Here is a 25,876-nt window from a genome sequence, read left to right on the forward strand (position 1 = left end):
GTGTTAAGCACGCCGCCAGCGTTCGTCCTGAGCCAGGATCAAACTCTCCATCAAGGTCCAAACGACCACCCGGGGGGCGAACCCCGAAGCAGCCAAACCTCAGAAGAAAATCCCAGCAAACAATCCCGAAGGATCGTATTGCCTCAAAGAAATCCCCACCACCCCCGAAAACGAGGATGGCCACGGGGTTGGTCCGGCCATGCCGGCCGAACCAATAAAGGCACTGGCTTTTAACACGCTGTTGAGTTCTCAAGAAACGGACACCCACCGCACCAGACCCGCTTCCGCGGCCCTCGCTCCGGGGCAACCCTTCAAGCCTACCCGATCCGCCCGCTTTGTCAAACTCTGGGCGGTTGGGCCCTCAACATCCCTTTTGGGCGCGGACAAGTCCGTCTCAGCCGATCTGTGGAGGTTCCCCCGGGGCCGGCCGCCTTGTCGGCGTCCCGCTCCCCCGTGGGGCGTGTAGAACATTAGGTCCCCGGGCGAGGACCGTCAAATCGATCGCCCGCCCGACGTTTAAGCAGGTCAGAAGGCGTTTTTTGGCCCTGGAAAGCCCTAGGGACGGCTCCCCGTGACCGCACTGTGACGTGCGTCTACCGAACTTTTCCTTCCGCATGACGAGCGCCCGCCCGGAAGACTCCGGACGGGCGCTCGTCGCGCGCGGTTCAGGACGCGGTCACCTCGACGCCGCCGACGTTGCGCTTGCCCCGCCGCAGGACGAGGAAGCGGCCGTGCAGCAGGTCACCGGGCGCCGGCGCGGCGTCCTCCGACTCGACCTTGGCGTTGTTCAGGTACACGCCGCCCTGGGTGATCGTGCGCCGGGCCTCCGACTTGCTCTTGCACAGCCCGGACGCCGCCAGAAGATCCACCACGGGCGGGAGCTCGCCCGGCGGGACCTCCGCGCGCGGCACCTCCGCCAGCGCGGACCTGAGGGTCCGCTCGTCCAGCTCCTCCAGTGCGCCCTGGCCGAACAGGGCCTTGGAGGCCGCGACGACCGCGGCCGTCTCGTCCGCGCCGTGGACGAGCGTGGTCATCTCCTCGGCGAGGGCGCGCTGCGGCACGCGGGCAGCGGGCCGCTCGGCGCCCTGCTTGACCAGGTCCTCGATCTCCTCCCGGGAGCGGAAGCTGAAGACCTTGAGGAACTTCTCCACGTCCCGGTCGTCGGCGTTGATCCAGAACTGGTAGAACGCGTACGGCGAGGTCAGGTCGGGGTCCAGCCAGTACGTCTCGCCGCCCGCGGTCTTGCCGAACTTCGTCCCGTCCGCCTTGGTGAGCAGCGGCGTCGTCAGCGCGTGCGCGGCGCCGCCCTCGACGCGGCGGATGAGGTCGACGCCGGCGGTCAGGTTGCCCCACTGGTCGCTGCCGCCGGTCTGCAGCACGCATCCGTGCCGGCGGTACAGCTCCAGGAAGTCCATCGACTGAAGGAGCACGTAGCTGAACTCGGTGTAGCTCATCCCGGTGGTGTCGAGACGGGCCTTCACGGTCTCGCGGGCGAGCATCCGGTTGACCGGGAAGTGCTTGCCGATGTCGCGCAGGAACTCGATGGCCGACATGGGGCCGGTCCAGTCGAGGTTGCTGACCATGGTGGCGCCGGTGGGACCTTCGCCGAAGTCGAGGAACCGCGACACCTGGCCGCGGATCCGCTCGACCCACCCGGCGACGGTCTCCTCGGAGTTCAGCACGCGTTCGGCGCTCTTGCCGCTGGGGTCGCCGATGAGGCCGGTGGCGCCGCCGACGAGGCCGAGCGGGCGGTGCCCCGCCTTCTGGAACCGCCGCAGCATGAGGATCTGGATGAGGTTGCCGAGGTGCAGCGAGGGTGCCGTCGGGTCGAACCCGCAATACAGCGTGACCGGCCCCGCGGCGAGCACCGCCCGCATCTCGTCCAGGTCAGTGGACTGCGCGATCAGGTCGCGCCACGCGAGGTCGTCCAGGATGTCGGTCACGTTCTCCCTCGTCTCAGCCTTGCCGTCCGGCTCTTTCCACCAGACTGCCCGATGGGCCGGAGCCCACGCCAACGATATTCGGAGGTCAGGCCCGGCCCGCGGCCTTCCGCCGGACGCGCGGGACGTGCGCCCGGTACGGCGACACGGTCGGGTCGCCGTCGACGTAGAACCGCCACGGCACCTCCTTGGCGCCGTTGACGCCGGTCCGCGGCCCGCTGCGGATCAGCGCGGGGTCGGCGGGCTCGCCGCGCAGGACGGTCATCTCCCCGCCGGGGGTGCACACGTCCAGCCCGTTCTGGTCCCGGACGATCCCGAGCGCCTGGCACAGCCGGGCGGGGCCGCGGGCCAGGTCGCGGACCGTGGACTTCGGCCGGCGGGCCCGGGCGAGGTCCTCCCCCTCGATGATCTCACCGGCGCGCAGCAGCACCGCCGAGGACGTCCCCTCGGGGCCGCAGACCAGGTTCATGCAGAAGTGCATGCCATAGGTGAAGTACACGTAGACGTGCCCGGGCGGCCCGAACATCACGGCGTTGCGGTCGGTCCTGCCCCGGTAGGCGTGCGACGCGGGGTCCAGGGGCCCGGCGTACGCCTCGACCTCGGTGAGCCGCGCGGCGACCTCGCCCTCGGGCGTGCGATGCGTGATCACATGCCCGAGCAGCGAGGGCGCCACCTCGTCCACCGGCCGGTCGAAGAAGTCCCGTGGCAGCAACGCTCCGTCCATCGCCTCACCGTGGTCTAGGGGGTGGTCCGCCGGTCGACCAGCCTAGGGGGCGCCGCGGACCGCCCCGGCCTCCGGCCAGTACCTCTGTGGGGGGACGACCCCCCACGCCCCCCGGCAAGAGCGGCCTGACCGGCGCCTTCCGCTCCGCTAGCGCTCCGCTCCAGGCGCCGGTCAGGCGTCGGCGGCCCAGGAGGCGTGGTCGTTGACCTGGGCGCGCAGCGCGGTGATCTGCTCGCGGACGCGGTCGGGCGCGGTGCCGCCGTAGGCCTTGCGGGACGCGAGGGCGCCCTGGACGTTCAGGACCTCGCGGACGTCGGGCGTCAGGTGCGGCGACACCTTGGCCAGCTCGTCGTCGGTGAGGTCGTCGAAGTCCTTGTCGTTGACCTGGCACCAGACGACGAGGTGGCCGACGACCTCGTGGGCGTCGCGGAACGCGACGCCGCGCCGCACGAGCAGTTCGGCGAGGTCGGTGGCGAGCGCGAAGCCGTCGGGAGCGGAGGTCTCGAGCCGCTCGGTGTTGATCCGCATGGTGGCGATCAGGCCGGACATGGCGTGCAGGACGAGCAGCAGCGTCTCGACGGCGTCGAACGCGCCCTCCTTGTCCTCCTGCAGGTCGCGGTTGTAGGTGAGCGGCAGGCCCTTGAGGGTGGTGAGCAGGCCGACGAGGTGGCCGATGAGGCGGCCGGCCTTGCCGCGCGCGAGCTCGGCGACGTCGGGGTTCTTCTTCTGCGGCATGATCGACGACCCGGTGGCGTAGGTGTCGTCCATCTCGATCCAGCGGAACTCCTGCGACGCCCAGAGGCAGATCTCCTCGCCGAGGCGCGACAGGTGCACGCCGACGAGCGCGGCGGTGAAGAGGAACTCGGCGACGAAGTCGCGGTCGGCGACGGCGTCCATCGAGTTGGGCGCGGCGGCGTCGAAGCCGAGCTCGGCGGCGGTGGCCTGCGGGTCCAGCGGCAGCGACGAGCCGGCGAGGGCACCGGAGCCGAGCGGGGAGACCGCGGCGCGCTTGTCCCAGTCGCGGAGCCGGTCGATGTCGCGGGTGAGCGGCTGGACGTGCGCGAGCAGCTGGTGCGAGAACAGCACGGGCTGGGCGTGCTGCAGGTGGGTCATGCCGGGGGCGGCGACGCCGAGGTTGTGCTCGGCCTGCGCGATGAGCGCGGTCTCCAGCTCGACGAGCCGGGAGACGATCTGCCGGGCGTGGTCGCGCAGGTACAGGCGCAGGTCGGTGGCGACCTGGTCGTTGCGGCTGCGGCCGGCGCGCAGCTTGCCGCCGAGGGCGCCGAGGCGTTCGAGGAGGCCGCGCTCGAGGGCGGTGTGCACGTCCTCGTCGGCGACGGCGGGCCGGAACTCCCCGGACCGGCAGGCGGTTTCGAGGTCGTCGAGGGCACCGATCATGCGCTCGAGCTCGTCGTCGGTGAGCAGCCCGGCCCGGTTGAGGACGCGGGCGTGGGCGCGCGAGCCCATCAGGTCGTACGGGGCGAGCCGCCAGTCGAACTGGACGCTCACCGAGAGCCGCGCGAGCGCGTCCGACGGGCCGCCTTCGAACCGGCCGCCCCACAGTCGCGTCGGTGCCTTGGTCACGGAATTCCTCTTCTTCTCGGCGCTGTGCGTTGGTGTATCCGCCATCCCACCATGCCCTGGAGTCCGGGCGCGCGTCAGGCGTCCCGGCGCGGCGGGGCGGGCCCCGCCCGCGGGGCGGGCGGGGCTAGCCTCGTCGTTCCCGGCCGGCGGTGAGCCTGAGGAGCGCCTCGGCGACCGCGTCGCCGCCGTCGGGGTCGCGGGCGATGACGAGGATCGAGTCGTCGCCCGCGACGGTGCCGAGGATCGACGGCCATTCGGCGTGGTCGATCGCCGACGCCAGGTACTGCGCCGCGCCCGGCGGGGTGCGGACGATGACCAGGTTCGCCGACGCCTCCGCGGACACGAGCAGTTCCGCGGCGATCCGGGAGAGCCGGCCGGCGAACGTCTCGGCGGCGCCGGTGCGGGCGCGCCGGATCCGCTCGCCGCCCTCGCCGGGGACGGCGTAGATGAGGCTGCCGTCGTCCGCGCGGAGCTTGACGGCGCCGATCTCGACCAGGTCGCGGGAGAGGGTGGCCTGGGTGACGTCGACGCCGTCGTCCTGCAGGAGCTTGGCGAGCTCGCCCTGCGAGTGGACGGGGTGGCGGGTCAGCAGGTCGATCACCCGGGACTGGCGGGCGGTCTTGGTCATCGGGGTGGTCACCGGGATCGCTCCAGGAGCCAGATCAGCAGCGCCTTCTGGGCGTGCAGCCGGTTCTCGGCCTCGTCCCACACGCGGCTGTGCGGGCCGTCGAGGACGCCGGCGGTGATCTCCTTGCCGCGGTAGGCGGGCAGGCAGTGCAGGACGACCGCCTCGGAGTCGGCGCGGGCGAGGAGGTCCTCGTTCACCTGGTAGGGCTCGTAGAGCGCGGTGTCCTTGCCCTCCTCCCCCATCGAGACCCAGGTGTCGGTGGCGAGGACGTCGGCTCCTGCGGCGGCCTGCGCGGCGTCGCCGGTGACGGTCACCGAGCCGCCGGTCGCGGCGGCGATCTCGGTGGCACGTGCCACGATGGCCGGGTCGGGCGGCAGGGACGCCGGTGCGGCGACGCGGACGTGCATCCCGGCGGTGGCGCAGCCGAGCAGGTAGGAGTGCGCCATGTTGTTGGCGCCGTCGCCGAAGTAGGCGAGGGTCGCTCCGGCGAGCCCGCCCTTGGCCTCGCGGACGGTCTGCAGGTCGGCGAGGATCTGGCAGGGGTGGAACTCGTCGGTGAGGGCGTTGACGACGGGGACGGCCGTCCCGGCGGCCATCTCGTCGATGCGCTCCTGCCCGGCGGTCCGCCAGACGATCGCGGCGACCTGGCGTTCGAGGACGCGGGCGGTGTCGGCGATGGTCTCGCCGCGGCCGAGCTGGCTGTTGCCGGCGTCCATGACGAGGGCGTTGCCGCCGAGTTCGGCGATGCCGGCCGCGAACGACAGCCGGGTCCGGGTGGACGGCTTGTCGAACAGCACCGCGACCGAGCGCGGGCCCTCCAGCGGCCGGTGCGCGAACCGGTCCTTCTTGGCCTGCGCGGCGAGGTCGAGGACCTCGGCCTGCTCGGCGGGCGCGAGGTCGTCGTCGCGCAGGAAGTGCCTGACGGCCATGGGTCAGCTCTCCTTCACGGCGGACGCGGCGGCGTCGAGGATCGAGGGGAACGCGGAGGTGAAGGTGCGGGCCTGCTCCGCGGTGAGGGTCAGCGGCGGGGCGAGCCGCAGCGCGTCCGGCTGGAGCGCGTTGATGAGGAAGCCGGCGTCGCGGGCGGCGGCCTCGACGGCGGGCGCGTGCGGGCCGGTGAGGACGGCGGCGCGCCACAGGCCCCGGCCCCGGACGCCCTTGAGCAGCGGGTGGTCGATCGCCGCGATGCCGGCGGCGAGGGTCTCCCCGACCTCGGCGGCGTTGGCGAGCAGGCCGTCCTTCTCGATGGTGTCGAGGACGGCGAGTGCGGCGGCGGCGGCCACCGGGTTGCCGCCGAAGGTGCTGCCGTGGTCGCCCTTGGCGAAGATCTCGCCGTGCTCGCCGAACGCGACGCAGGCGCCGATCGGCAGGCCGCCGCCGAGGCCCTTCGCGAGCGTGAGGACGTCCGGTCGCGCGTTCTCGTGCTGGAACGCGAACCAGGCGCCGGTCCGGCCGATCGCGGACTGGATCTCGTCGGCGACGAACAGCGCGCCGGTCGCGTCGCAGATCTCGCGGGCGGCGGTGAAGTACCCGTCCGGCGGGGGGACGACGCCGGCCTCGCCCTGCGTGGGCTCGAGGAACACGGCGGCGCACTGCTCGTCCACGGCGGCCTTGAGCGCGTCCGCGTCACCGTAGGGGACGAACCGGACGTCGAGCGCGAACGGCCCGAACGGCTCCCGGATCGACTTCTTCCCGGTCAGCGACAGCGCGCCCATGCTGCGGCCGTGGAACCCGTTCTCCGTCGCGACGAAGTACGTCCGGCCGTTGGTCTTGCCGTACTTGATCGCGAGCTTCAGCGCGGCCTCGTTGGCCTCGGTGCCGGAGTTGGCGAGGAACACCCGGCCGTCGCCGCCGAGCAGGCCGCGCAGCCGCTCGGCGAGCAGCACCTCCGGCTCGTTCAGGAACAGGTTCGAGGTGTGCGCGATGGTCGCGGCCTGCTTCGACACGGCCTCGACCAGCGCGGGATGGGCGTGCCCGAGGGAGCTGACCGCGATGCCGCCGATCAGGTCGAGGTACTCGCGCCCGTCGGCGTCCCACACCCGGCAGCCCTCGCCGCGCGCCAGCGCGACCGGCGGGACGCCGTAGTTCGGCATGAACGCGGCCTCGAACCGCTTCCGCAGATCGTCGGCGCTCATTGGGCTTCCTCCATGACCGGTACGCCGGGGAGGCTGGGCAGCACCATCGTTCCGATCCCTTCGTCGGTGAAGATCTCCAGCAGCAGCGAGTGCGGGACGCGGCCGTCCAGGACGTGCGCCTGCGGGACGCCGCCGCGCACGGCGGCCAGGCACGCCTCCATCTTCGGCACCATCCCGGCGGACAGGTCCGGCAGCAGCACCGCCAGCTCGTCGGTGGTCAGCCGGTCGATGACGTCGTCGCTGTCGGGCCAGTCGGCGTACAGGCCCTCCACGTCGGTGAGCACGACCAGCTTCGCCGCGTCCAGCGCCACCGCGATGGCGGCGGCGGCCGTGTCGGCGTTGACGTTGTACACCTCGCCGTCGTCGCCGCGCGCGACGCTCGACACGACCGGGACGCGGCCGTCGTCCAGCAGCGCCCGGACGGCGCCGACCTGCACCTCGACGATCTCGCCGACCTGGCCGATGTCGACCCGCTCGCCGTCGACCAGCGCGTGCTTGCGCTCGGCGGTGAACAGGTTGGCGTCCTCGCCGGACATGCCGACGGCGAACGGCCCGTGCCGGTTGATCAGCCCGACGACGTCGCGCTGCACCTGCCCGGTCAGCACCATCCGGACGACCTCCATGGCCTCCGGGGTGGTGACGCGCAGGCCGGCGGTGAACGTCGAGTCGATGCCGTTGCGCTCCAGCGCGGCGTTGATCTGCGGGCCGCCGCCGTGCACGATGACCGGCTTCAGCCCGGCGTAGCGCAGGAACACGATGTCCTCGGCGAACTGGTGCCGCAGCGCCTCGTCGGTCATCGCGTGCCCGCCGTACTTGATCACGACGGTCTTGCCGTGGAAGCGCTCCAGCCACGGCAGCGCCTTGATCAACGTCTCGGCCTTGCCCATCACGCCGGCGCGGTTCTTGCGCATCTCCGCGCCGCTCGTTATCGCGCTCACGTGGAGTACGCCGAGTTCTCGTGGACGTAGTCGGCGGTGAGGTCGCTGGTCCAGACGGTCGCGCTGTGCGGGCCGGCCGACAGGTCGGCGGTGATCGTCACGTCGCGGGGGCGCATGTCGACCTTGTCGCGGTCGTCGCCGAACGAGCCGTTCCGGCACACCCAGATCCCGTTGATGGCGACGTTGAGCTGGTCGGGCTCGAACACCGCGTCGGTGGTGCCGATCGCCGACAGCACCCGGCCCCAGTTGGGGTCCTCGCCGTGGACGGCGCACTTGAGCAGGTTGTTGCGGGCGATGGAGCGGCCGACGGTGACGGCGTCGTCCTCGGACGCGGCGCCGACGACCTCGATCGTGATGGCCTTGGACGCGCCCTCGGCGTCCACGAGGAGCTGCCGGTTCAGGTCGGCACACACCTCGGTGAGCAGCGCGGTGAACTCGTCCTCGGCGGGGACGACCCCGGTCGCGCCGGACGCCATCAGCAGGACGGTGTCGTTGGTGGACATGCAGCCGTCGGAGTCGAGCCGGTCGAAGGTGACGCGGGTGGCGGCGCGCAGCGCCCGGTCGAGGGTCTCGGCGGGCAGGTCGGCGTCGGTGGTGACGACGCACAACATGGTGGCCAGGGACGGGGCGAGCATGCCGGCGCCCTTGGCCATCGCGCCGATCATGTAGCCGCCCTCGCCCTGCCGGAAGGAGATCTTCGCGACGGTGTCGGTGGTGCGGATCGCGTCGGCGGCGGCGAGGCCGCCGTCGCCGCGCGACAGGTCGGCGACGGCCTTGTCCATGCCGGGCAGCAGCGCGTCCATCGGCAGCCGCTCGCCGATCAGGCCGGTGGAGCAGACCGCGATCTCGCCGGCGGAGTCGACGAGGAGCTCGGCGGCCTTCTCGGCGGTGGCGTGGGTGTCCTGGAAGCCGGGGGCGCCGGTGCAGGCGTTGGCGCCGCCGGAGTTCAGCACGACCGCGCGGACGCGGCCGCCCCTGAGGACCTGCTCCGACCACAGGACGGGCGCGGCCTTGACGCGGTTGCGGGTGAACACGGCGGCGGCGGCGCGGGACGGCCCGTCGTTGACGACGAGCGCGAGGTCGCGGGTGCCGCTGTCCTTCAGCCCGGCGACGACGCCGGCGGCGCGGAAACCCCGGGGGGCGGTGACGCTCAAGGGGACACTCCGATCGTGGTCAGCCCGAGTTCTTCTGGCAGGCCGAGGGCGAGGTTGGCGCTCTGGACGGCGCCGCCCGCGGTGCCCTTGGCGAGGTTGTCGACGGCGGCGACCGCGATGATGCGGCCGGCCGCCTCGTCCAGGGCGACCTGGACGAGCGCGGTGTTCGCGCCGAGCGTCATGGAGGTGGCGGGCCACTGGCCTTCGGGGAGCAGGCCGAGGAACGGCTCGCCGGCGTAGGCGTCGCCGTAGGCGGCGCGGAGCGTCGCGGCGGTGACGCCGGGGCGGGCCTTGGCGGTGCAGGTCGCGAGGATGCCGCGGCTCATCGGGGCGAGCGTCGGGGTGAACGAGACGGTGACGGGCTCGCCGGCGACGCCGCTGAGGTTCTGCGTCATCTCGGGGGTGTGCCGGTGGGCGCCGCCGGCCGCGTACGCGCTGACCGAGCCCATGACCTCGCTGCCGAGCAGGTGGGGCTTGAGGGCGCGGCCGGCGCCGGAGGTGCCGGACGCGGCGACCACGACGACGTCGGGCTCGGCGAGCCCGGCGGCGAACGCGGGGAACAGCGCGAGGGTGACGGCGGTCGGGTAGCAGCCGGGGACGGCGATCCGCTTGGCGGCGCGCAGGGCGTCCCGCCGGCCGGGCAGCTCGGGGAGGCCGTAGGGCCAGGTGCCGGCGTGCGGGGTGCCGTAGAACCTGTCCCAGGCCGCCGGGTCGGTGAGCCGGTGGTCGGCGCCGCAGTCGACGACGAGCACGTCGTCGCCGAGCTCGGCCGCGAGCGGGCCGGACCGCCCGTGCGGCAGGGCCAGGAACACCACGTCGTGGCCGGCGAGGACGTCCGGGGTGGTCTCCTCCAGGACGCGCCCGGCCAGGGATCGCAGATGCGGCTGGTGCGCGCCCAGTTCCGTGCCCGCGTTGGACCCGGCCGTGAGCGCGCCGATCTCGAACTCTGGATGTCCCGCCAGGATGCGCAGCAGCTCGCCGCCCGCGTAACCGCTGGCGCCGGCGACCGCCGTCCGGATTCCCATGTCCACTCCTTCGGAAGCAACAAGTAAGAGTATGCACGCAACTGGAAACCTATTCAACGTCGAAGAGATGGTCAGCACGATCTGAGACGAGCGACACAGCACCCGCGCGGAGGTGTGGCACGCACGAGATCGTCAACATTGGTTGACACTCCCCGCATGTCAACCTACATTGACATTCATGGCCCGGAGAGTAATTAGGTGTCTAAAGATTTGCCCCCCAACCATCAGGGCTCTAACATCGCCGCCATGGAGAACCTCGGCTACGGCGACCTCAAGGTCCTCGGCCCCATGGAGGAGTGGCCGGTCGGCCGGCTCTTCGCCGCCGCCACCCGGCTGTCGGGTCCCGTCGTCTGGCGGATCGTCGAGCGGCACGGCATCAGCCCCGCGGGGTTCTTCCTGCTCCGCCTGCTCGTCATCGAGGACGGCCTGCGCCCCGGTGAATGCGCGCGGCGGCTGCTCGTCACGCCGGCCACCGTCACCTCGGTGGTCGACACCCTGGAGCGCAACGGCCACGTCGTCCGCGAGCGCTCGCACCGCGACCGGCGCGGGGTGATGCTGCGCATCACCGACTCGGGCCGCCGGCTGGTCGCCGAGAAGTCCGGCCCGATCGGCGCCGACCTGCACGAGCTCTACAACGTCGTCGACGAGGGCGACGAGGCGGCCGTCCGCCGGTTCCTGCTCAACCTGATCAAGCAGTTCGAGACCTACTCCGAGGGCACGCAAGGGAAGGGAGACCGCGCGTGAGCGCACCCCCCGAGCCCGCCGTCCAGACGGTGGAGCTGAAGAAGACCTACCCCGCCGCCGGCCCGCGGCCGGAGGTGCCCGCCGTCCGGGGCATCGACCTCGACGTCCCGCGCGGCGAGTTCTTCGGGCTGCTCGGCCCGAACGGCGCGGGCAAGTCCACCACCATCGGCATGCTCACCACCCTGGTCGTCCCGACCGGCGGCACCGCCCGGGTGTCCGGCCTGGACGTGGTGAAGGACGCCGTCGAGATCAAGCGCCGGATCGGCGTGGTGTCGCAGAACAACACCCTCGACAGCGACCTCACCGCCGCCGAGAACCTGGAGTTCCGCGGCCGGTTCTTCGGGCTGAGCGCGCGCGACGCCCGGCGCCGCGCCGACGAGCTGATGGAGCTGTTCGGGCTCACCGAGCACCGCAAGGGCAACCCGTTCGAGATGTCGGGCGGCCAGGCCAAGCGGGTGATGATCTGCCGGGCCCTGATGCACGGGCCCGAGGTGCTGTTCCTGGACGAGCCGACCGCCGGCCTCGACCCGCAGACCCGCACCAACCTGTGGGAGGTGCTGCGCGGCCTGCAGGCCGGCGGGCAGACGATCCTGCTCACCACCCACTACATGGAGGAGGCCGAGGCGCTCTGCGACCGGGTCGCGGTCGTCGACCACGGCAGGCTCCTCGCCGCCGGGACGGTGGACGAGCTGAAGAACGCCGCGGGCGCCGACACCGTCATCACCGTCGCCTACGACGCGCCCGCGCCCGACCAGATCCACAAGCTCGCCGACCGCGCCGGCATCAGCAAGGTCGAGGTCAATGAGGGCCGGGTCCGTGTCTTCGCCATCGAACCCGGCGACATTCTCGGGGAACTCGTCGCCCTGGGAAATGCGGCTGGCGTCGGTGTCACCGACGCCAGCCAACTGCGGCCCAGCCTGGAGACCGTGTTCCTCGCCCTCACCGGAAGGGAATACCGCGATTGACCTCTCTCCCTGCGGAAGCAGAGAGATTCAACCCTCGCGGATTGAACTTTCTGCTTCACAGACGGCAGCCGACCCGAATGAACGGCGAGGGACAGAGTGCTGCCCACCGGTCTTACGCCAACTCCACAGACGTGACATCCCGCCAGCCCGGCGGTAGGCCCGACCGGCTGATCCCTCAGCCCCCGAGCGACACGCAGCGTATCGCCGCCAAAGCGAAGCGTGGCGATAGCGGAGGAATTCGATGAGTACCACGGTCCTGACGCCCCCGCCGCCGGCGCGGGCGACGATCCCCCGCACGTTCGCCGCGATGATGGCGCGCGAGGCGCGGGTGATGCGCAAGAACTTCCTGTCGACGTTCGTCCGGGTGCTGGTGCAGCCGGTGATGTTCGTGTTCGTGTTCTCCTACGTGCTGCCCAAGCTCGGCGGCGGCGCGATGGCGGGCGGCCCCGGCGGGCCGACGTTCTCCACGATCCTGGTGCCGGGGCTGGTCGGCTCGTCCATCATCATGCAGGCGATGATGGCGGTGATCTTCCCGCTGATGATGGAGCTGAACTGGCAGAAGTCCATCACCGACCGGGCGCTGGCACCGGTGCCGATCCCGCTGCTGGCCGTGCAGAAGATCATCGCGGCGGCGGTGCAGGGGCTGATCGGCGGGCTGCTGGTGTTCCCGGCGGTGCTGCTCATCCACGCCGAGGGCCAGTCCCCGCACGTGCACGTGGGGAACTGGCCGGTGCTGGTCGTGGTGATGCTGGCGGGGTCGCTGCTGGCCGCGTCCGGCGGGCTGCTGCTCGGCACGCTGCTGAACCCGCAGAAGGTGCAGGTGCTGTTCGCGATGGTGCTGCTGCCGATGACGATGCTCGGCTGCGTGTACTACCCGTGGTCGGCGCTGGACCACATCCGGTGGCTGCAGATCCTCAGCCTGTTCAACCCCCTCGTCTACGTCAGCGAGGGGCTGCGCAGCGCCCTGACGCCCGGCATCCCGCACATGCCGGTGTGGGCGTTCCTGCTGGCCATCGTCGGCGGGACGGCCCTGCTCACGTGGGCCGCGACGCGCACGTTCACCCGCCGCGTCCTGACCTGACCGGCGGACCTGCGGCCCGGGAGGCCCCGCGCGGACGTTCCGCGCGGGGCCTTCCGCATCACGGGGCCTTCCGCGTCACATCGGTTCTCCTTCGGCCAGGCCGGTACGGCGGTCCGTGCGCAGCCAGCGGGTGAGGCCGAGCGTCCGCAGGAACGGCAGGTCGTGGCTGACCACGATCAGCGCGCCCTCGTAGGCGGCGAGCGCCTGGCCGAGCTGCGCGGCACTGGCCATGTCGAGGTCGTTCGTCGGCTCGTCGAGCAGCAGCAACTGCGGCACCGGGTCGGCGAGCAGCAGCGACGCCAGCACCGCGCGGAGCCGCTCGCCGCCCGACAGCGTCCCGGCGAGCCGGTCGGCCCTCTCGCCCCGGAACAGGAACCGCGCCAGCCCCTGCCGGATCCGCGCCGGCGTCGCCGACGGCGCGAACGCGCGCACGTTGTCGACGACGCTGCGGCCGGCGTCGAGGACGTCGAGGCGCTGCGGCAGGTACCGGACGCCGTCCACGCCGATCCTCACCGACATCCCCTCCGGCACGCGCTCGCCGGTCAGCGCCCGCAGGAGCGTCGTCTTGCCCGAGCCGTTCGGCCCGGTCAGCGCGATCCGCTCCGGGCCCCGGACGAGCAGCCCGGCCAGCGTGCCCGGCGCCGGCTCGGGCGCGCGCAGCCCGGTGACCTCGACGACCGTCCGGCCGGCCGGGACGCGGGTGGCGGGCAGCTCGATCCGGATCGCGGCGTCCTCGCGCACCGCGTCCGCGGCTTCGGAGAGCCGCGTGCGCGCACCTGCGAGGCGCTCCTCGTGCATGATGCGGTGCTTGCCCGCCGAGACCTGCGCCTCCCGTTTCCGCTGCTTCATGACGGCCCTCGGCTCCCGCTTGGTCTCGTACATCTTGTTCCCGTAGCGCTTGCGGCGCGCGAGCTTGACGTGGGCCTCCTCCAGTTCGCGTTTCTGGCGTCGCAGGTCGGTCTCGGCGACGCGGACCATCCGTTCCGCGGCCTCCTTCTCGGCGGCGAGCAGCTCCTCGTAGGCGGACAGGTTCCCGCCGAACGACCGGACGGCGCCGTCGCGCAGGTCGGCGATGGCGTCGACCCGGTCCAGCAGCTCCCGGTCGTGGCTGACGACGACCAGCACGCCCGTCCAGGACCCGACCGCGTCGTACAGGCGGCGGCGCGCGTCCAGGTCGAGGTTGTTGGTCGGCTCGTCCAGCAGCAGGACGTCGGGCCGGGCGAGGAACAGCGCGGCGAGCCCGGTCATGACCGCCTCGCCGCCCGACAGCGTCCGGACGGGCCGGTCCAGGCCGAGCCTGCCGAGGCCGAGCCGGCCGAGCTCGGCGAGGGCGCGCTCCTCGACGTCCCAGTCGTCGCCGACGGCGGCGAAGTTCTCCTCGGTGGCCTCCCCGCGCTCGATGGCGTGCAGCGCGGCGCGGGCCGCGGCGATGCCGAGCAGGTCCGCGACCGTCGCGGAGCCGTCGAGGACGAGGGTCTGCGGCAGGTACCCGACCTCGCCCTCGACGCTCACGGTCCCGGTTCCGGGGCGCAGCTCCCCGGCGATCAGCTTGAGCAGGGTGGACTTGCCGGACCCGTTGACCCCGGCGAGGCCGGTCCGGCCGGTGCCGAACGCGGCGTCGAGGCCGTCCAGGACGGGGGTGCCGTCGGGCCAGGCGAACGACAGGTCCGAGCAGACGATGGCGAATGACATGAGCGGCCTCCATGGCGGGCGAGCGGATTGCGGACACATGGAGGCACCGCGGAGGACGCGCGACGGGCGGCCGGGCATGGGCAAGCCCGGCGGGAACGAGAGTCCGCTGAGGTCGTGCGCGGGCCGGTGGACAGCCGCTGCGCGGTGCCGGACCTCAGAACTCCAACGGACTCCCCTGCCGGGCGACGGTGTGACGCGTCCACGCTACCCGGATTCTTAACGCGACACAAGTAGCATTAATAAGATTTCCGGTGGATCGCCGGGATCCGTCCCGCCATGCTGAACCCATGGGACCCGTCAGCCCGGTGTTCGCCGGCCGCACCGCCGAGCTGGCCGCGCTGCGCGCCGCCCATGACCGCGCCCGGGCCGGCGAGGCGGCGGCGGTGCTCGTCGCCGCCGAGGCCGGCGGCGGCAAGACGCGCCTGATCGAGGAGTTCACCCGGGACGTGCGCGCCCTCACCGGCGGCTGCCTCGACCTCGGCGCCGCGAGCCTGCCCTACGCCCCGTTCACCGCGATCCTGCGGCGGCTCGGCCGCGACGCGGTCACCGCGCTGATGCCCGCGGCGGCCCTGCCGGAACTGGCCCGGCTGATGCCCGCGCTGAGCGCCGCCGCACCGCCGCCCGACGACGGCACCGGACAGATGCGGCTGTTCGAGCACGTGCTCGCGCTCGCCGAACGGCTCGGCGCCCGCGAACCGGCCGTCCTCGTCGTGGAGGACGCGCACTGGGCCGACGCCTCGACGCGCGACCTGCTGTCCTTCCTGCTCCGCAACCCGCCCCGCCCCGGCGTGCTGCTCGTCGTGACGTTCCGTCCCGAGGAGCCGTCGACCCGCGCCCTGTTCGCCGAGGCGGCCCGGCTCCCGCACGTCGCCCGGCTCGACCTGCCGCCGCTGACCGCCGCCGAGGTCGCCGAGCAGGTGCGCGGCATCCTCGGCGCCGCCGACCACGCGACGGTCCGCGACGTCCACGCGCGCGGGGGCGGCAACCCGCTGTTCGTCGAGACGCTCGCCGCGCACCCCGGCGAGCGCCTGCCCGGCACGCTGCGCGACCTGCTGACCGCCCGCGCCGACCGGCTCCCCGCGGACTCCCGCGCGGTGCTGCGGGCGGCGAGCGCCGCCGGCGACCGGGTCGGCCACGACCTGCTGGCCGCGGTGACCGGGCGTCCGGACGCCGAGCTGAGCGAGGCGCTGCGCCCCGCCGTCGAGCACGGCCTGCTCGTCGCCGGCGGCGACGGGTACGCGTTCCGGCACGCGCTCATCCGCGACGCCGTCCACGGCGCCCTGCTGCCGGGCGACCGGGCGGCCCTGCACCGCCGGTACGCCGAGACCATCGAGCGGACGCCCGCGCTCAGCGACGCCCCGTCCGGTGCCCTCGCCGTCCACTGGGAGGGGTGCGGCGACCGGGCCAAGGCGCTCGCCGCCGCATGGCGGGCCGCCGGGGAACGGCATGCGGCGACCGCCTACGCCGAACAGCTCGCGCTGCTGGAACGCGTCCTCGCCTTGTGGGACGACGTCCCGGACGCCGCCGAGCTGACCGGGACCACCCGCCCTCGGCTGCTGGAGGCCGCGGCGGAGACGGCCGCCGCGGTAGGCGACCCCTCGCGCGGCCTGCCCCTCGTGGAGCAGGCGCTGGACGGCGCCGACCCGGCCCGCTCCCCCGCCCGGACGGCCCGCCTCCTCGCACTCCGCGCGACGCTGCGCGGCTTCCAGGGGCACGGCGGCGAGCTGGACGACCTCCGCGAGGCCGTTCGCCTCGCCGGCTCCCCACCGGACCGGGTCCGAGAGCTCGCGCATCTGGCCTCCCGCCTGCTCGTCCACGGCGAGATGGACGAGGGCGAGCGGCTCGGCCGCGAGGCCCTGGCGCTCGCCGGCGCGATCGAACCGGCGCCGCCGACCGGCGGCCTGCGGTTCATCGTGGCGGCCGCCGCGGCGCGCGACGGCGACGGCGACCCGGCGGAGCTCGAACGCCTCCGCAGCCAACCCGACGGGCTGAGCCTGGGGGTGCGCGTCCGGGTGCTGAACACGCTGGCGCACGGAAGGCTGAACACCGGCCGCCCCGCCGAGGCGCTGGCGCTGGCGGCCGAAGGGCTCGCCATGGCGGAGGACGCGGGGCTCGCGCACAGCGCGGGAGTGGCGCCGGCCGTCAACCAGGTGGAGGCGCTGTACCGGCTCGGCCGCTGGGACGAGGCGGCCGAGGTCCTCGCCCGGTGGCTGGACCGCCACCGCGGCCCGGCCCTCCGCCTTCAGATGATGATCTGGCGGACCGCGCTGCTGGCCGCGCGCGGCGAAGGGCCCGCCCCCGACCCCGAGGCGCTCGCCGTGCCGCTGGACGGCGGCCCGCCGCAGACCGCGCTGCCCCTCGCCCAGACGATCATCGAGTGGCGGCTGGCGGAGGAGGACCGCCCCGCGGCCCGCGCCGCGGCGGGCGCCGTGCTGCGCCACCCGCGCCTCACCGTCCAGCCCTGCTTCCTCTGGCCGCTGCTGGAGGCCGCCGCGCGCGCCGGCGGCCCGTTCCTGCCCGAAATCGCCGACCTCGCCGCGCGCACGCCCGCCGCGACGCCCGTGGCGGCGGCGCACCGGGCCGCCGTGACCGCGCTGACCGGCGGCCCCGCCGACTGGGACGCGGTGGTCGGCACCTGGGAGCGGCTGGACATGCCCTATCCGCTCGCGCAAGCCCTCTTCGACGCGGCCTGCGCCGACCTGGCGCGCGGCGAGCGGCCGGCCGCCGCGGCGCGGCTGGAACGCGCCGCCGGGATCGCCGCGCGGCTCGGCGCCGCGCCGCTGGCACGGCGGATCTCCGAGCGCGCCCGCCGCGCCGGGCTCGCCGGGCCGGCGGGAGGGCCGCTCACCGCACGCGAGTCGGAGGTGGTGCGGCTGCTGGCGCGCGGGCGCTCCAACCGGGAGATCGCCGAGGAGCTCGTCATCTCCCCCAAGACCGCCAGCGTGCACGTGTCCAACATCCTCGCCAAGCTCGGCGCCGCGTCACGCGGTGAGGCCGCGGCGGCCGCCCGCGACCGCGGCCTCGCCTGAGGCGCCTAGGACGGCGCCGGCCGGATCTGAGCCGCGTCCTTATGGCCCGGGCCCGTGCCTTACGGCGACGGTCGAAGCCATGGAACCCGCCGTGCACACCCGCGGGCTGCGCCGCACCTACACGCGCAGACGCCGCGCCACCGTGGTCGCCCTGGACGACCTGACCCTCACCGTCGCGCAGAACGAGATCCACGGCCTGCTCGGGCCGAACGGCGCCGGCAAGACCACCCTCGTCGAGATCCTGTCCACCGTGCTGCTGCCGTCCGCCGGGACGGCCCGCGTCCTCGGCCGCGACGTCGTCGCCGACGCCGGGGCCGTCCGGTCGCTCGTCGGGCTCGTCCTCGGCGGCGACCGCGGCCTGTACGACCGGCTGACCGCCCGCCGGAACCTGCTGTTCTGGGGCGCGCTGTACCGGCTCGACGGCCGGACGGCCCGCGCCCGCGCCGACGCGCTGCTGGAACGCGTCGGGCTCGGCGACCGGGCCGGCGACCCCGTCGAGGGGTTCTCGCGCGGGATGCGGCAGCGGCTGCACCTCGCCCGCGGGCTGCTGCACGAGCCGCGCGTGCTGTTCCTGGACGAGCCGACGTCCGGCCTCGACCCCGTCGCGGCCGCCGCGTTCCGCGGGCTCGTCCGCGACCTGCGCGCGGAGGGCCGCACGTTCCTGCTCGCCACCCACGACATGGACGAGGCGGCGGCGCTCTGCGACCGGGTGACCCTCATCGACCGCGGCCGGATGCTGCTGACCGGCGACCCGGCCAGCGCCGGGCGGTTCCTCGGCGACGGCGAGTGCGTCGACCTCGACGACCCCGGCCCCGCCCTCACCGGGCCGCTGGAGCTGCTGCCCGGGGTGACCGGGGTCGAGCACCGCGACGGCGGGGCGCTGCGCGTCCACACCGCCGGCCGGGACGCCACCCGCCGCGTCCTCGCCTGGCTCCTCGACCGCGACGTCCTCACCGCGCGGCGCGGCCGGCCGACCCTCGAAGAGGTGTACCTGCGGGCGATCGGCGACCGGGGGATGCGGGTATGAGCGCGCTCCGCCTCCTGTGGCAGGCGGTGCGGCTGCAGGCCGCGCTGTCGCGGCGCAGCCCCGAGCACGCGCTCGTGCTGCTCATCGCGCCGATGCAGACGACGACGCTGCTCGCGCTGACGCTGGCGGCGCACCGCGCGGACGTCGTCGCGAACGCCGTCCTGGCGCCCGGCCTCATCGGGCTGTGGGTCGCCTCGCTCGACTACGCCGGCCGCATCGTCACCGAGGACCGCTGGGCCGGCCGGTTCGCCGCGCTGATCGCGGCACCGGTCCCGTTCGGCCTGGTCGTGGCGGGGCGGGTCGCGACGGTGGTGCTCGTGGGCACCGCCGCGTTCGCCGAGTCCTGGCTGGTCGCGGCCCTCGGGTTCGGCCGCCCGCTGACGGTCGCCGAGCCGGGGACGTTCGCGATCGCGGTCGCGGTCACCTGCCTCGCGGCGATCGGGACGGCGACGCTGCTGTCCGCCGTGTTCGTCGTGTCGCGCGCGCGGGACGTCCTGCAGAACTCCCTCGGCTACCCCTTCTACATCCTCGGCGGGATCCTCGTTCCGGTCGCGGCTCTACCGGGCTGGCTGCACCCCTTCAGCCGGGTCGTGTTCCTGTCGTGGAGCGCGGACCTGCTCCGCGGCGCGGTCCATGGCGACACCCGCGGCTGGCCCTGGGCGGTCCTGGCCGTCCTCGCACTGAGCGCGGCGTCGATGGCGGCCGGCCTGTGGCTGACGCGGCGGTACGTCGACCGCACGCGGCGCGAGGGGACGGTGGGGTTCTCGTGAGGTCCGTGCTCCGCATCGTCCGCGAGTCGCTGATCCTCGGGTTCGCCGAGATGAGCGCCGTCTACACGTGGCGGACGTGGACGTTCGGCTGGCTCGTCCGGCTGCTGTGCCAGGCCACCTTCTACGCCCTGCTCGGCCGCTACGTCGGCGACGGCGCCACCATGCGGTACGTGCTCGTCGGCAACATCGTCGTGCTGGCCTGCCTGGAGGCCACCATCGTCGTGATCTCGCTGGCGGGCGAGCGCCGGATCGGGACGCTGCCGCTGCTGGCCATCACACCGTCCGGGCATCTGCCGGTGTACCTGGGCCGCGGCCTGCAGTGGACGGTCACCGGCCTGACCAGCTCGCTCGTCGCCTGGTGCGTGCTGCCGCCCGTGCTGGGTGTACCGCTGCCGTGGCCGCGCGCCGCGTACGCGGCACCGGTCATCCTGCTGATCCTCGCCAGCAGCTACGGGTACGGGTGCGCGCTGGCGGGCGTCGCGCTGCGGACGCGCGGCGTCGAGTGGCTCGTGCTGAACCTCGCCTACGGGATCGTCATGACGTTCGGCGGCGTGAACGTCCCCGTCACCGTCTGGCCCGCGCCGCTGCGGATCGCGGTGAACGTGCTGCCGGTCGTGCACGGGCTCCAGGCCGTGCGCGGGATCCTGGACGGCGCTCCGCCCGGGCACGTCCTGCGGCTGCTCGGCGCCGAAGCGCTCGTCGGGGCCGGCTGGTACGCGGTGGCCGCGCTGTCGATGGAGCGGCTCGTCTCCGCGGGCCGCCGCGACGGGAGCCTCGGCCACGCCGGCTGAGCACGGACGTGCCCCGGGCCCGCACGCAGGCCCGGGGCACGTCCCCGCAGTTCAGGCGCCGCAGTTCAGGCGCCGCGAGTCAGGCGCCGCGCAGCACCGCGCCGGTGCGGTCGGCCGCGACGGCGACCGCGGCGTCGCGGGCCTGCGACGCCTCCTCGGCGGTCAGCGTGCGGTCCGGGGCGCGGAACCGCAGCGAGTAGGCCAGGGACTTGCGCCCCTCTCCCACCTGCTCGCCGGTGTACACGTCGAACAGCCGGATCGCCTCCAGCAGCTCGCCCGCGCCGTCGCGCAGCGCCGCCTCCACCTCCGCGGCGGGCACGCCGGAGTCGACGATCAGCGCGACGTCCTGCGTCGCGACCGGGTACGTCGACACGTGCGGCGCGCGGACCGTCACCGGCTCGCCCAGCCGCCGCAGCTCCAGCTCCATCGCGCAGCTGCGGGCCGGCAGCCCGTACGCCTTGGTGACGCGCGGGTGCAGCTCACCGGCGTGGCCGACGAGCGTGTCGCCCGCGTACAGCGCGGCGCAGCGGCCCGGATGCCACGGCGCGTGCTGGTCGGCCTTCACCGTCAGCTCCACGCCGACCTCGGCCGCCACCATCCGCGCGGCCTGCACCGCGTCCGCCCACAGCGCCGGACGCCCGCCGCCCCACCAGCCCGACGGCTCGCGGTCGCCGGACAGCACGACCGCGACCCGGTGCGGCTGGTCCGGCAGCGCCGCCTCGACGGACGCGACCTCCTCGGCCGTCGGGCCGCGGTCCACCGCGAGGCGCGGCGCCCGCTCCGGCGCGTCCGGACGCGGCCGGAACACCACGCCCAGCTCGAACAGCGCCGTGTCGGGGAAACCCCGCCCGACGTTGTGCGCGAGCGTGCGCAGAAGGCCCGGCAGCAGCGTGGTGCGCAGCAGCGGCTCCTCCTCCGACAGCGGGTTCGCCAGCCGCAGGGTGCGGCGGCGCGCGTCGCCGGCGGGCAGCTGCAGGTCGTCCCAGTCCTTCGCGGAGACGAACGGGAACGCCAGCACCTCCACGTACCCGGCGCCCGCGAGGGTGCGGCCGACCCGGCGGCGCAGCCGCTGCTGGATCGTCAGGCCCCGCCCGGCGGACGGGCGCGGCGCGCGGGCCGGGATGTCCTCGTAGCCCTCGAGCCGGATGACCTCCTCGGCGAGGTCGTTCGGGTCGGTGAGGTCGGGCCGCCACGACGGTGGCGTCACCGTCAGGACGTCGCCCCCCTCGACCGCGCAGCCGACCTGCTCCAGCCGCCGCACGACCGTGTCGCGCCCGTAGGTCACGCCCGCGACCTTGTCGGGGTGCCCCGCCGGCATCGTGATCGTGACGCCGGCGACCGGCGCCTCGGCGTGCGTGACGCCCGGCGCGATCTCCGCGCCGCCCAGCTCCGCCAGCATCCGCGCCGCGCGGTACGACGCGTACAGCGGAAGCTCGCGGTCGACGCCGCGCTCGAACCGGTAGGACGCCTCGCTGTGCAGCCTGTGGCGGCGGCTCATCCGGGCGGTGCCGATCGCGTCGAAGTGCGCGGCCTCGATGACCATGTCGGCGGACCGGTCGTCGATCTCCGTCGCGAGGCCGCCCATCGTGCCGGCCATCGAGATCGGTCCCGACTCGTCGGTGATCAGGATGTCCTCGGGGTCCAGCTTGCGCTCGACGTGGTCGAGGGTCTCCAGGCTCTCGCCCTTGGCGGCGCGCCGCACCACGATCGGGCCGGTGAGCTTGGCCCGGTCGAACGCGTGCAGCGGCTGCCCGAGCTCCAGCATCAGGTAGTTGGTGACGTCGACCGCCAGCGACACCGGCCGCATCCCCGCGCGGTGCAGGCGCACCTGCATCCACATCGGGGTCTGCGCGTCCGGGTCGAAGCCGCGCACCTCCCGCAGGACGAACCGGTCGCACGCCGTCGGGTCGCCGATGCTCGCCGGGTAGGCCTCGCCGTTCTTCGCGGGCAGCTCCACGTCCGCCGGGTCCTTGAACGGGACGCCGTAGGCGGTCGCGGCCTCCCGGGCGATGCCGCGGATCGACAGCGCGTAGCTGCGGTCCGGCGTGACGGCGATGTCGAGGACGTCGTCGCGGATGCCGAGCAGCTCGACGGCGTCGGCGCCGACCGGCGTGTCCGGCGGCAGCACGAGGATGCCGCTGTGGTCGTCGCCGATGCCGAGCTCGGTGACCGAGCAGATCATGCCCTCGGACAACTTGCCGTAGGTCTTGCGGGATCCGATCTGGAACCCGCCGGGCAGCACGCCGCCGGGCAGGATCACCACGACGCGGTCGCCGGCCTTGAAGTTCGTCGCGCCGCAGACGATGTTCTGCGGCTCGCCGGTGCCGTTGGCGTCGCCGACGTCGACCTGGCAGTAGCGGATCGGCTTCTTGAAGCCGGTCAGCTCCTCGACCGCCAGGACCTCGCCGACCACGAGGGGCCCGGAGATGTCGGCGCCGGCCTGCTCGACCGTCTCGACCTCCAGGCCCGCCGCGATCAGCTTCGCGGCCAGGTCCCGGCCGGTCACGCCGGCCGGCAGCTCGACGTGCTCGCGCACCCAGGAAAGCGGGGCCCGCATCAGATCTCCATCCCGAACGGGAGGGTGAACCGGACGTCGCCCTCCACCATGTCGTACATGTCCTCGACGCCGTGCCGGAACATCAGCGTCCGCTCGACGCCCAGCCCGAACGCCCAGCCGCTGTAGCGGTCGGCGTCGACGCCGCAGGCCACCAGCACCCGCGGGTTGACCATGCCGCAGCCGCCCAGCTCGATCCAGCCCTCCGAGCCGCAGGTGCGGCACGGCTCGCCGCCCGGCTCCGCGGACGCGCCCCGGCACACGAAGCACTGCATGTCCACCTCGGCCGACGGCTCGGTGAACGGGAAGTACGACGGCCGGAACCGGGTCTTCAGCCCCGCGCCGAACATGCCGGTGACGAAGGCGTCGATGCCGCCGCGCAGGTCCGCCATGGTCAGGCCCTCGTCGACGGCGAGGCCCTCCAGCTGGTGGAACACCGGGCTGTGCGTCGCGTCCAGCTCGTCGGTGCGGAACGTGCGGCCCGGCGCGACCACGTACACCGGCAGCGGCCGCGACAGCAGCGACCTGATCTGCATCGGCGAGGTGTGCGTGCGCATCACCAGCCCGGACTCCTCCGACTCCACGAAGAAGGTGTCCTGCATGGTGCGGGCCGGGTGGTCGGGCAGGAAGTTCAGCGCGTCGAAGTTGAACCACTCCGCCTCGACCTCGGGGCCCTCGGAGACCTCGAAGCCCATCGCGACGAAGACGTCGGCCATCCGCTCCTGCATGGTGGTCAGCGGGTGCCGGGCGCCGCGCGGCGCGCGGTCCCAGGGCAGCGTGACGTCGACGGTCTCCTCGACGAGGACCCGCTGGTCGCGCTCCTCCTCCAGGACGGCCTGGCGCTCCTTCAGCGCCTTGGACACCGCGCCGCGGGCGGCGCCGATGCGCTTGCCCGCCTCGGCGCGCGCGGCCGGCGGCAGCGCGCCGATCTCGCGGTTGGCGAGGGCCAGCGGGGAGCGGTCGCCGGCGTGCGCCAGGCGGACCTGCTTGAGGGCGTCGAGGTCGGCGGCCGCGGCGATCGCCGCGAGCGCCTCGTCACGGGCCGCATCGAGCTGCTCGGGTTGCAAGGCGGACACCTCGACGGGGTCATAGGACTTGTTGGGTGCAGACATGGTGGTGTGATCGACTCCGGTCGGCGTGGGACGCCCGCAGTCTAGTGCGCGGGCGGTGAACATCCGGAAAGCGTGCGCGTGACGCGCGGCCCGCCCGGAGCCCCTCCGCGGCCGCGGGCCGCGCCCGGAGGGCTCAGCTCGCGTGGTCGGGGGCCCCGGCGGGCACGGTAAATCGGAACTCGGCGCCGCCGCCGGGCGCCCGCCGCACGGTGATCGCGCCGCCGTGCGCCTCGACCAGGCCTTTCACGATGTAGAGGCCGAGCCCGGTACCGCCGCGGCGGTTCCCGCCCGGGCCGCGCCAGAACTGCCGGAAGACGCGCTGGACGGCCTCGGGCGGTATGCCCTCGCCCTCGTCGCGCACCGACACGGCCGCCCCCTCCTTATGCGCGTCCGGCTCCACCACGATCGTGACAGTGCCGGCGCCGTGCCGCACCGCGTTTTCCACCAGGTTGCCGAGAATCTGGTCCATCTTGTCGGGATCCAGCCACATCTCCGGCAGCGCGCCGCGGACCTCGAAGCGGAACCGGTCCTCGGCGTCGCCGGCCGCGACCCGGCCCGCGATCACCTTGCGGACCTCGTCGGGCAGGTCGACGACCTGGCGGCGCATCTCCAGCCGGCCCGCCTCGATCCGGGACACGTCCAGCAGCTCGGTGATCAGCCGGGTGACGCGGTCGGCGTCGGCGTTGACCGTCTCCAGCATGACGCGCTTCTGGTCGTCGTTGAAGCGGTGCCACTTGGCCAGCAGCGTCGCGGTGAAGCCCTTGACGCTGGTCAGCGGGGAGCGCAGCTCGTGCGCGACCGTGGAGACCAGGTCGGCGCGGTCGCGCTCCTGGCGGGCGCGGCGCTGCGCGTCGCGCAGGCAGACCGAGAACCGCTCGACCCGGCCGCCGTCGCCCCGCCGGTAGCCGGCGGTCACCAGCAGCTCCGTGCCGCCCGGCAGGAACAGCGACCGCTCGGGGTGCCGGGTGCGGGTCGGCAGGCCGTCGTAGGGCGCCAAGCACTTCCACCAGTCGCGGCCCTCGGCGTCGTGCAGCGGCAGGACGTCGCGGAAGTCGCGGCCCAGCGCGGCCGCGGCGGCGATCCCGGTCATCCGCTCGGCGGCTGTGTTGAACACCACGACGCGGGCGTCGCGGTCGGCGACCAGCAGCCCGTCTGGCAGGTCGTCGGCCGGGCCGGGCCCGGAGAGAGCGCGCGCGGCCACGCCGGGGGGTTCCTCTCCGCCCACAGCGGCCTCCAGAACACCGGTAGAGCGCGGCCTGTCGAGAAGAGACTCTATCCGCAGTCGGGCCCCTTACGGGACCCGGAGAAGGCCCCGCGGCAAGGCATTTGTAGCCGCCGGGGGGTGTGTCCGGCGGCCTCGCCGCGCCCGGTGCCGGCCCGCGCGGGACGGACCCGGACGATCATGACCGGCGCCGCCGCGGCGTCCTGACCACAGGGTCAGGACCGGCGGGCCGGGCCCGGCCCGCTCAGCGGGAGCCGGTGGGCGAGTCCTGGCCGCCGAGCGCGGCCTCGACGTCCGCGTGCAGCGCGAACAGCCGGTGCAGCCCGGTGATGCGCAGCAGCCGCAGCTGGGCGGGCCGCACGCCGGCCAGCACGATCTCGCCGCCGGACGCGGAGATCTCGTTGTGCGCGCCGACGAGCGCGCCGAGGCCCGCCGCGTCGCAGAACGGGACGGCGGCGAAGTCCAGCACCAGCCGGCGCGCCCCCGCCGCGTGCGCCTTGACCAGCCGGGCCCGCAGGCCGTCCGCGGTGTGCAGGTCGATCTCTCCGGTCACCGTGACGACGCCGGTCCCCGGCCGCCGCTCGGCGACCTCGACCGCCAGGCCCGCCACCGGTCCGGGCGTCCACGCGCCGGTCGCGTCGAGCGCCACCGCGGCGGGGGCGCCGTCGCCGCGCGCGGCCGAGGTCGGAAGAGCGTCGCTGAGGGCAAGGGTGTTAAGATTAGTGTTGATCTCGGCGGCCGCCGCCACCGTCAAAATACAC

The 25,876-nt window shown here is 73.9% G+C and carries 21 protein-coding genes; 7 read left to right on the top strand and 14 right to left on the bottom strand.

Annotated elements, in window-relative coordinates:
• Positions 1–665: 665 nt before the first annotated feature.
• The 9 genes from tyrS to argC form a co-directional block, all read right to left on the bottom strand.
• Positions 666–1,943 carry a tyrosine--tRNA ligase gene (tyrS, locus tag J4709_RS52350; RefSeq protein WP_208253014.1) on the bottom strand — a complete coding sequence of 426 codons (1,278 nt, stop codon included), beginning with the start codon at positions 1,941–1,943 and terminating at the stop codon, positions 666–668.
• A gap of 85 nt (positions 1,944–2,028) precedes the next feature.
• Positions 2,029–2,664 carry a DNA-3-methyladenine glycosylase gene (locus J4709_RS52355; RefSeq protein WP_208253015.1) on the bottom strand — a complete coding sequence of 212 codons (636 nt, stop codon included), beginning with the start codon at positions 2,662–2,664 and terminating at the stop codon, positions 2,029–2,031.
• Between the two features lie 171 nt (positions 2,665–2,835).
• Positions 2,836–4,248, bottom strand: a complete 1,413-nt coding sequence (argH, locus tag J4709_RS52360; protein WP_208253016.1) for an argininosuccinate lyase — start codon at positions 4,246–4,248, stop codon at positions 2,836–2,838.
• Positions 4,249–4,372: 124 nt separating this feature from the next.
• Positions 4,373–4,876 carry an arginine repressor gene (locus J4709_RS52365; RefSeq protein ID WP_208253033.1) on the bottom strand — a complete coding sequence of 168 codons (504 nt, stop codon included), beginning with the start codon at positions 4,874–4,876 and terminating at the stop codon, positions 4,373–4,375.
• Positions 4,877–4,884: 8 nt separating this feature from the next.
• Positions 4,885–5,805: an ornithine carbamoyltransferase gene (gene argF, locus J4709_RS52370; protein WP_208253017.1), complete on the bottom strand. Its 921-nt coding sequence runs from the start codon at positions 5,803–5,805 to the stop codon at positions 4,885–4,887.
• A 3-nt stretch (positions 5,806–5,808) separates the two neighbouring features.
• The gene (locus J4709_RS52375) at positions 5,809–7,011 is read right to left on the bottom strand and encodes an acetylornithine transaminase (protein ID WP_208253018.1); all 1,203 of its coding nucleotides are present in this window, start codon (positions 7,009–7,011) and stop codon (positions 5,809–5,811) included.
• Positions 7,008–7,922, bottom strand: a complete 915-nt coding sequence (gene argB / locus J4709_RS52380; protein WP_208253034.1) for an acetylglutamate kinase — start codon at positions 7,920–7,922, stop codon at positions 7,008–7,010. The genes J4709_RS52375 and argB overlap by 4 nt, the downstream gene beginning before the upstream one ends.
• Before the next feature lie 23 nt (positions 7,923–7,945).
• Positions 7,946–9,103, bottom strand: a complete 1,158-nt coding sequence (gene argJ, locus J4709_RS52385; protein ID WP_208253019.1) for a bifunctional glutamate N-acetyltransferase/amino-acid acetyltransferase ArgJ — start codon at positions 9,101–9,103, stop codon at positions 7,946–7,948.
• Positions 9,100–10,128 carry an N-acetyl-gamma-glutamyl-phosphate reductase gene (argC, locus tag J4709_RS52390; protein ID WP_208253020.1) on the bottom strand — a complete coding sequence of 343 codons (1,029 nt, stop codon included), beginning with the start codon at positions 10,126–10,128 and terminating at the stop codon, positions 9,100–9,102. Before argC ends, argJ begins: the two co-directional genes overlap by 4 nt.
• 246 nt (positions 10,129–10,374) lie before the next feature.
• Here argC and J4709_RS52395 point away from each other — a divergent pair, with 246 nt between their 5' ends.
• From J4709_RS52395 to J4709_RS52405, 3 genes are all read left to right on the top strand, one after another.
• A complete protein-coding gene (locus J4709_RS52395) occupies positions 10,375–10,872 on the top strand; it encodes a MarR family winged helix-turn-helix transcriptional regulator (protein WP_208253021.1) in 498 nt (165 codons plus the stop codon).
• Complete coding sequence (locus tag J4709_RS52400; RefSeq protein ID WP_208253022.1) at positions 10,869–11,837, top strand: ABC transporter ATP-binding protein; 969 nt, start codon at positions 10,869–10,871, stop codon at positions 11,835–11,837. Before J4709_RS52395 ends, J4709_RS52400 begins: the two co-directional genes overlap by 4 nt.
• A gap of 241 nt (positions 11,838–12,078) precedes the next feature.
• Positions 12,079–12,918 carry an ABC transporter permease gene (locus J4709_RS52405; RefSeq protein WP_208253023.1) on the top strand — a complete coding sequence of 280 codons (840 nt, stop codon included), beginning with the start codon at positions 12,079–12,081 and terminating at the stop codon, positions 12,916–12,918.
• A gap of 75 nt (positions 12,919–12,993) precedes the next feature.
• Here J4709_RS52405 and J4709_RS52410 read toward each other — a convergent pair whose 3' ends face one another.
• Complete coding sequence (locus tag J4709_RS52410) at positions 12,994–14,610, bottom strand: ABC-F family ATP-binding cassette domain-containing protein (protein WP_208253024.1); 1,617 nt, start codon at positions 14,608–14,610, stop codon at positions 12,994–12,996.
• Positions 14,611–14,897: 287 nt separating this feature from the next.
• On the opposite strand from J4709_RS52410, the gene J4709_RS55335 reads away from it, so the two are divergent.
• The 4 genes from J4709_RS55335 to J4709_RS52430 all read left to right on the top strand — a co-directional run bounded on the left by J4709_RS55335 (position 14,898) and on the right by J4709_RS52430 (position 20,227).
• Positions 14,898–17,639 carry an ATP-binding protein gene (locus tag J4709_RS55335; protein WP_208253025.1) on the top strand — a complete coding sequence of 914 codons (2,742 nt, stop codon included), beginning with the start codon at positions 14,898–14,900 and terminating at the stop codon, positions 17,637–17,639.
• Positions 17,640–17,718: 79 nt separating this feature from the next.
• On the top strand, positions 17,719–18,666 hold the full coding sequence (locus tag J4709_RS52420; RefSeq protein WP_208253026.1) for an ABC transporter ATP-binding protein: 948 nt from the start codon (positions 17,719–17,721) through the stop codon (positions 18,664–18,666).
• Positions 18,663–19,436 carry an ABC transporter permease gene (locus J4709_RS52425; RefSeq protein WP_208253027.1) on the top strand — a complete coding sequence of 258 codons (774 nt, stop codon included), beginning with the start codon at positions 18,663–18,665 and terminating at the stop codon, positions 19,434–19,436. The genes J4709_RS52420 and J4709_RS52425 overlap by 4 nt, the downstream gene beginning before the upstream one ends.
• The gene (locus J4709_RS52430; protein ID WP_208253028.1) at positions 19,433–20,227 is read left to right on the top strand and encodes an ABC transporter permease; all 795 of its coding nucleotides are present in this window, start codon (positions 19,433–19,435) and stop codon (positions 20,225–20,227) included. The genes J4709_RS52425 and J4709_RS52430 overlap by 4 nt, the downstream gene beginning before the upstream one ends.
• 79 nt (positions 20,228–20,306) lie before the next feature.
• On the opposite strand, the gene pheT is transcribed toward J4709_RS52430, so the two are convergent.
• From pheT to J4709_RS52450, 4 genes are all read right to left on the bottom strand, one after another.
• Positions 20,307–22,784, bottom strand: a complete 2,478-nt coding sequence (gene pheT, locus J4709_RS52435; RefSeq protein WP_208253029.1) for a phenylalanine--tRNA ligase subunit beta — start codon at positions 22,782–22,784, stop codon at positions 20,307–20,309.
• The gene (gene pheS / locus J4709_RS52440; RefSeq protein WP_208253030.1) at positions 22,784–23,893 is read right to left on the bottom strand and encodes a phenylalanine--tRNA ligase subunit alpha; all 1,110 of its coding nucleotides are present in this window, start codon (positions 23,891–23,893) and stop codon (positions 22,784–22,786) included. Before pheS ends, pheT begins: the two co-directional genes overlap by 1 nt.
• A gap of 133 nt (positions 23,894–24,026) precedes the next feature.
• Positions 24,027–25,118, bottom strand: a complete 1,092-nt coding sequence (locus J4709_RS52445) for a sensor histidine kinase (RefSeq protein ID WP_208253031.1) — start codon at positions 25,116–25,118, stop codon at positions 24,027–24,029.
• Between the two features lie 241 nt (positions 25,119–25,359).
• Positions 25,360–25,764, bottom strand: coding sequence for an STAS domain-containing protein (locus J4709_RS52450; protein ID WP_208253032.1), 405 nt, complete (start codon positions 25,762–25,764; stop codon positions 25,360–25,362).
• Positions 25,765–25,876: the final 112 nt, after the last annotated feature.

This window comes from Actinomadura violacea (genome assembly GCF_017573465.1).
GTDB classification, from domain to species: domain Bacteria; phylum Actinomycetota; class Actinomycetes; order Streptosporangiales; family Streptosporangiaceae; genus Spirillospora; species Spirillospora violacea.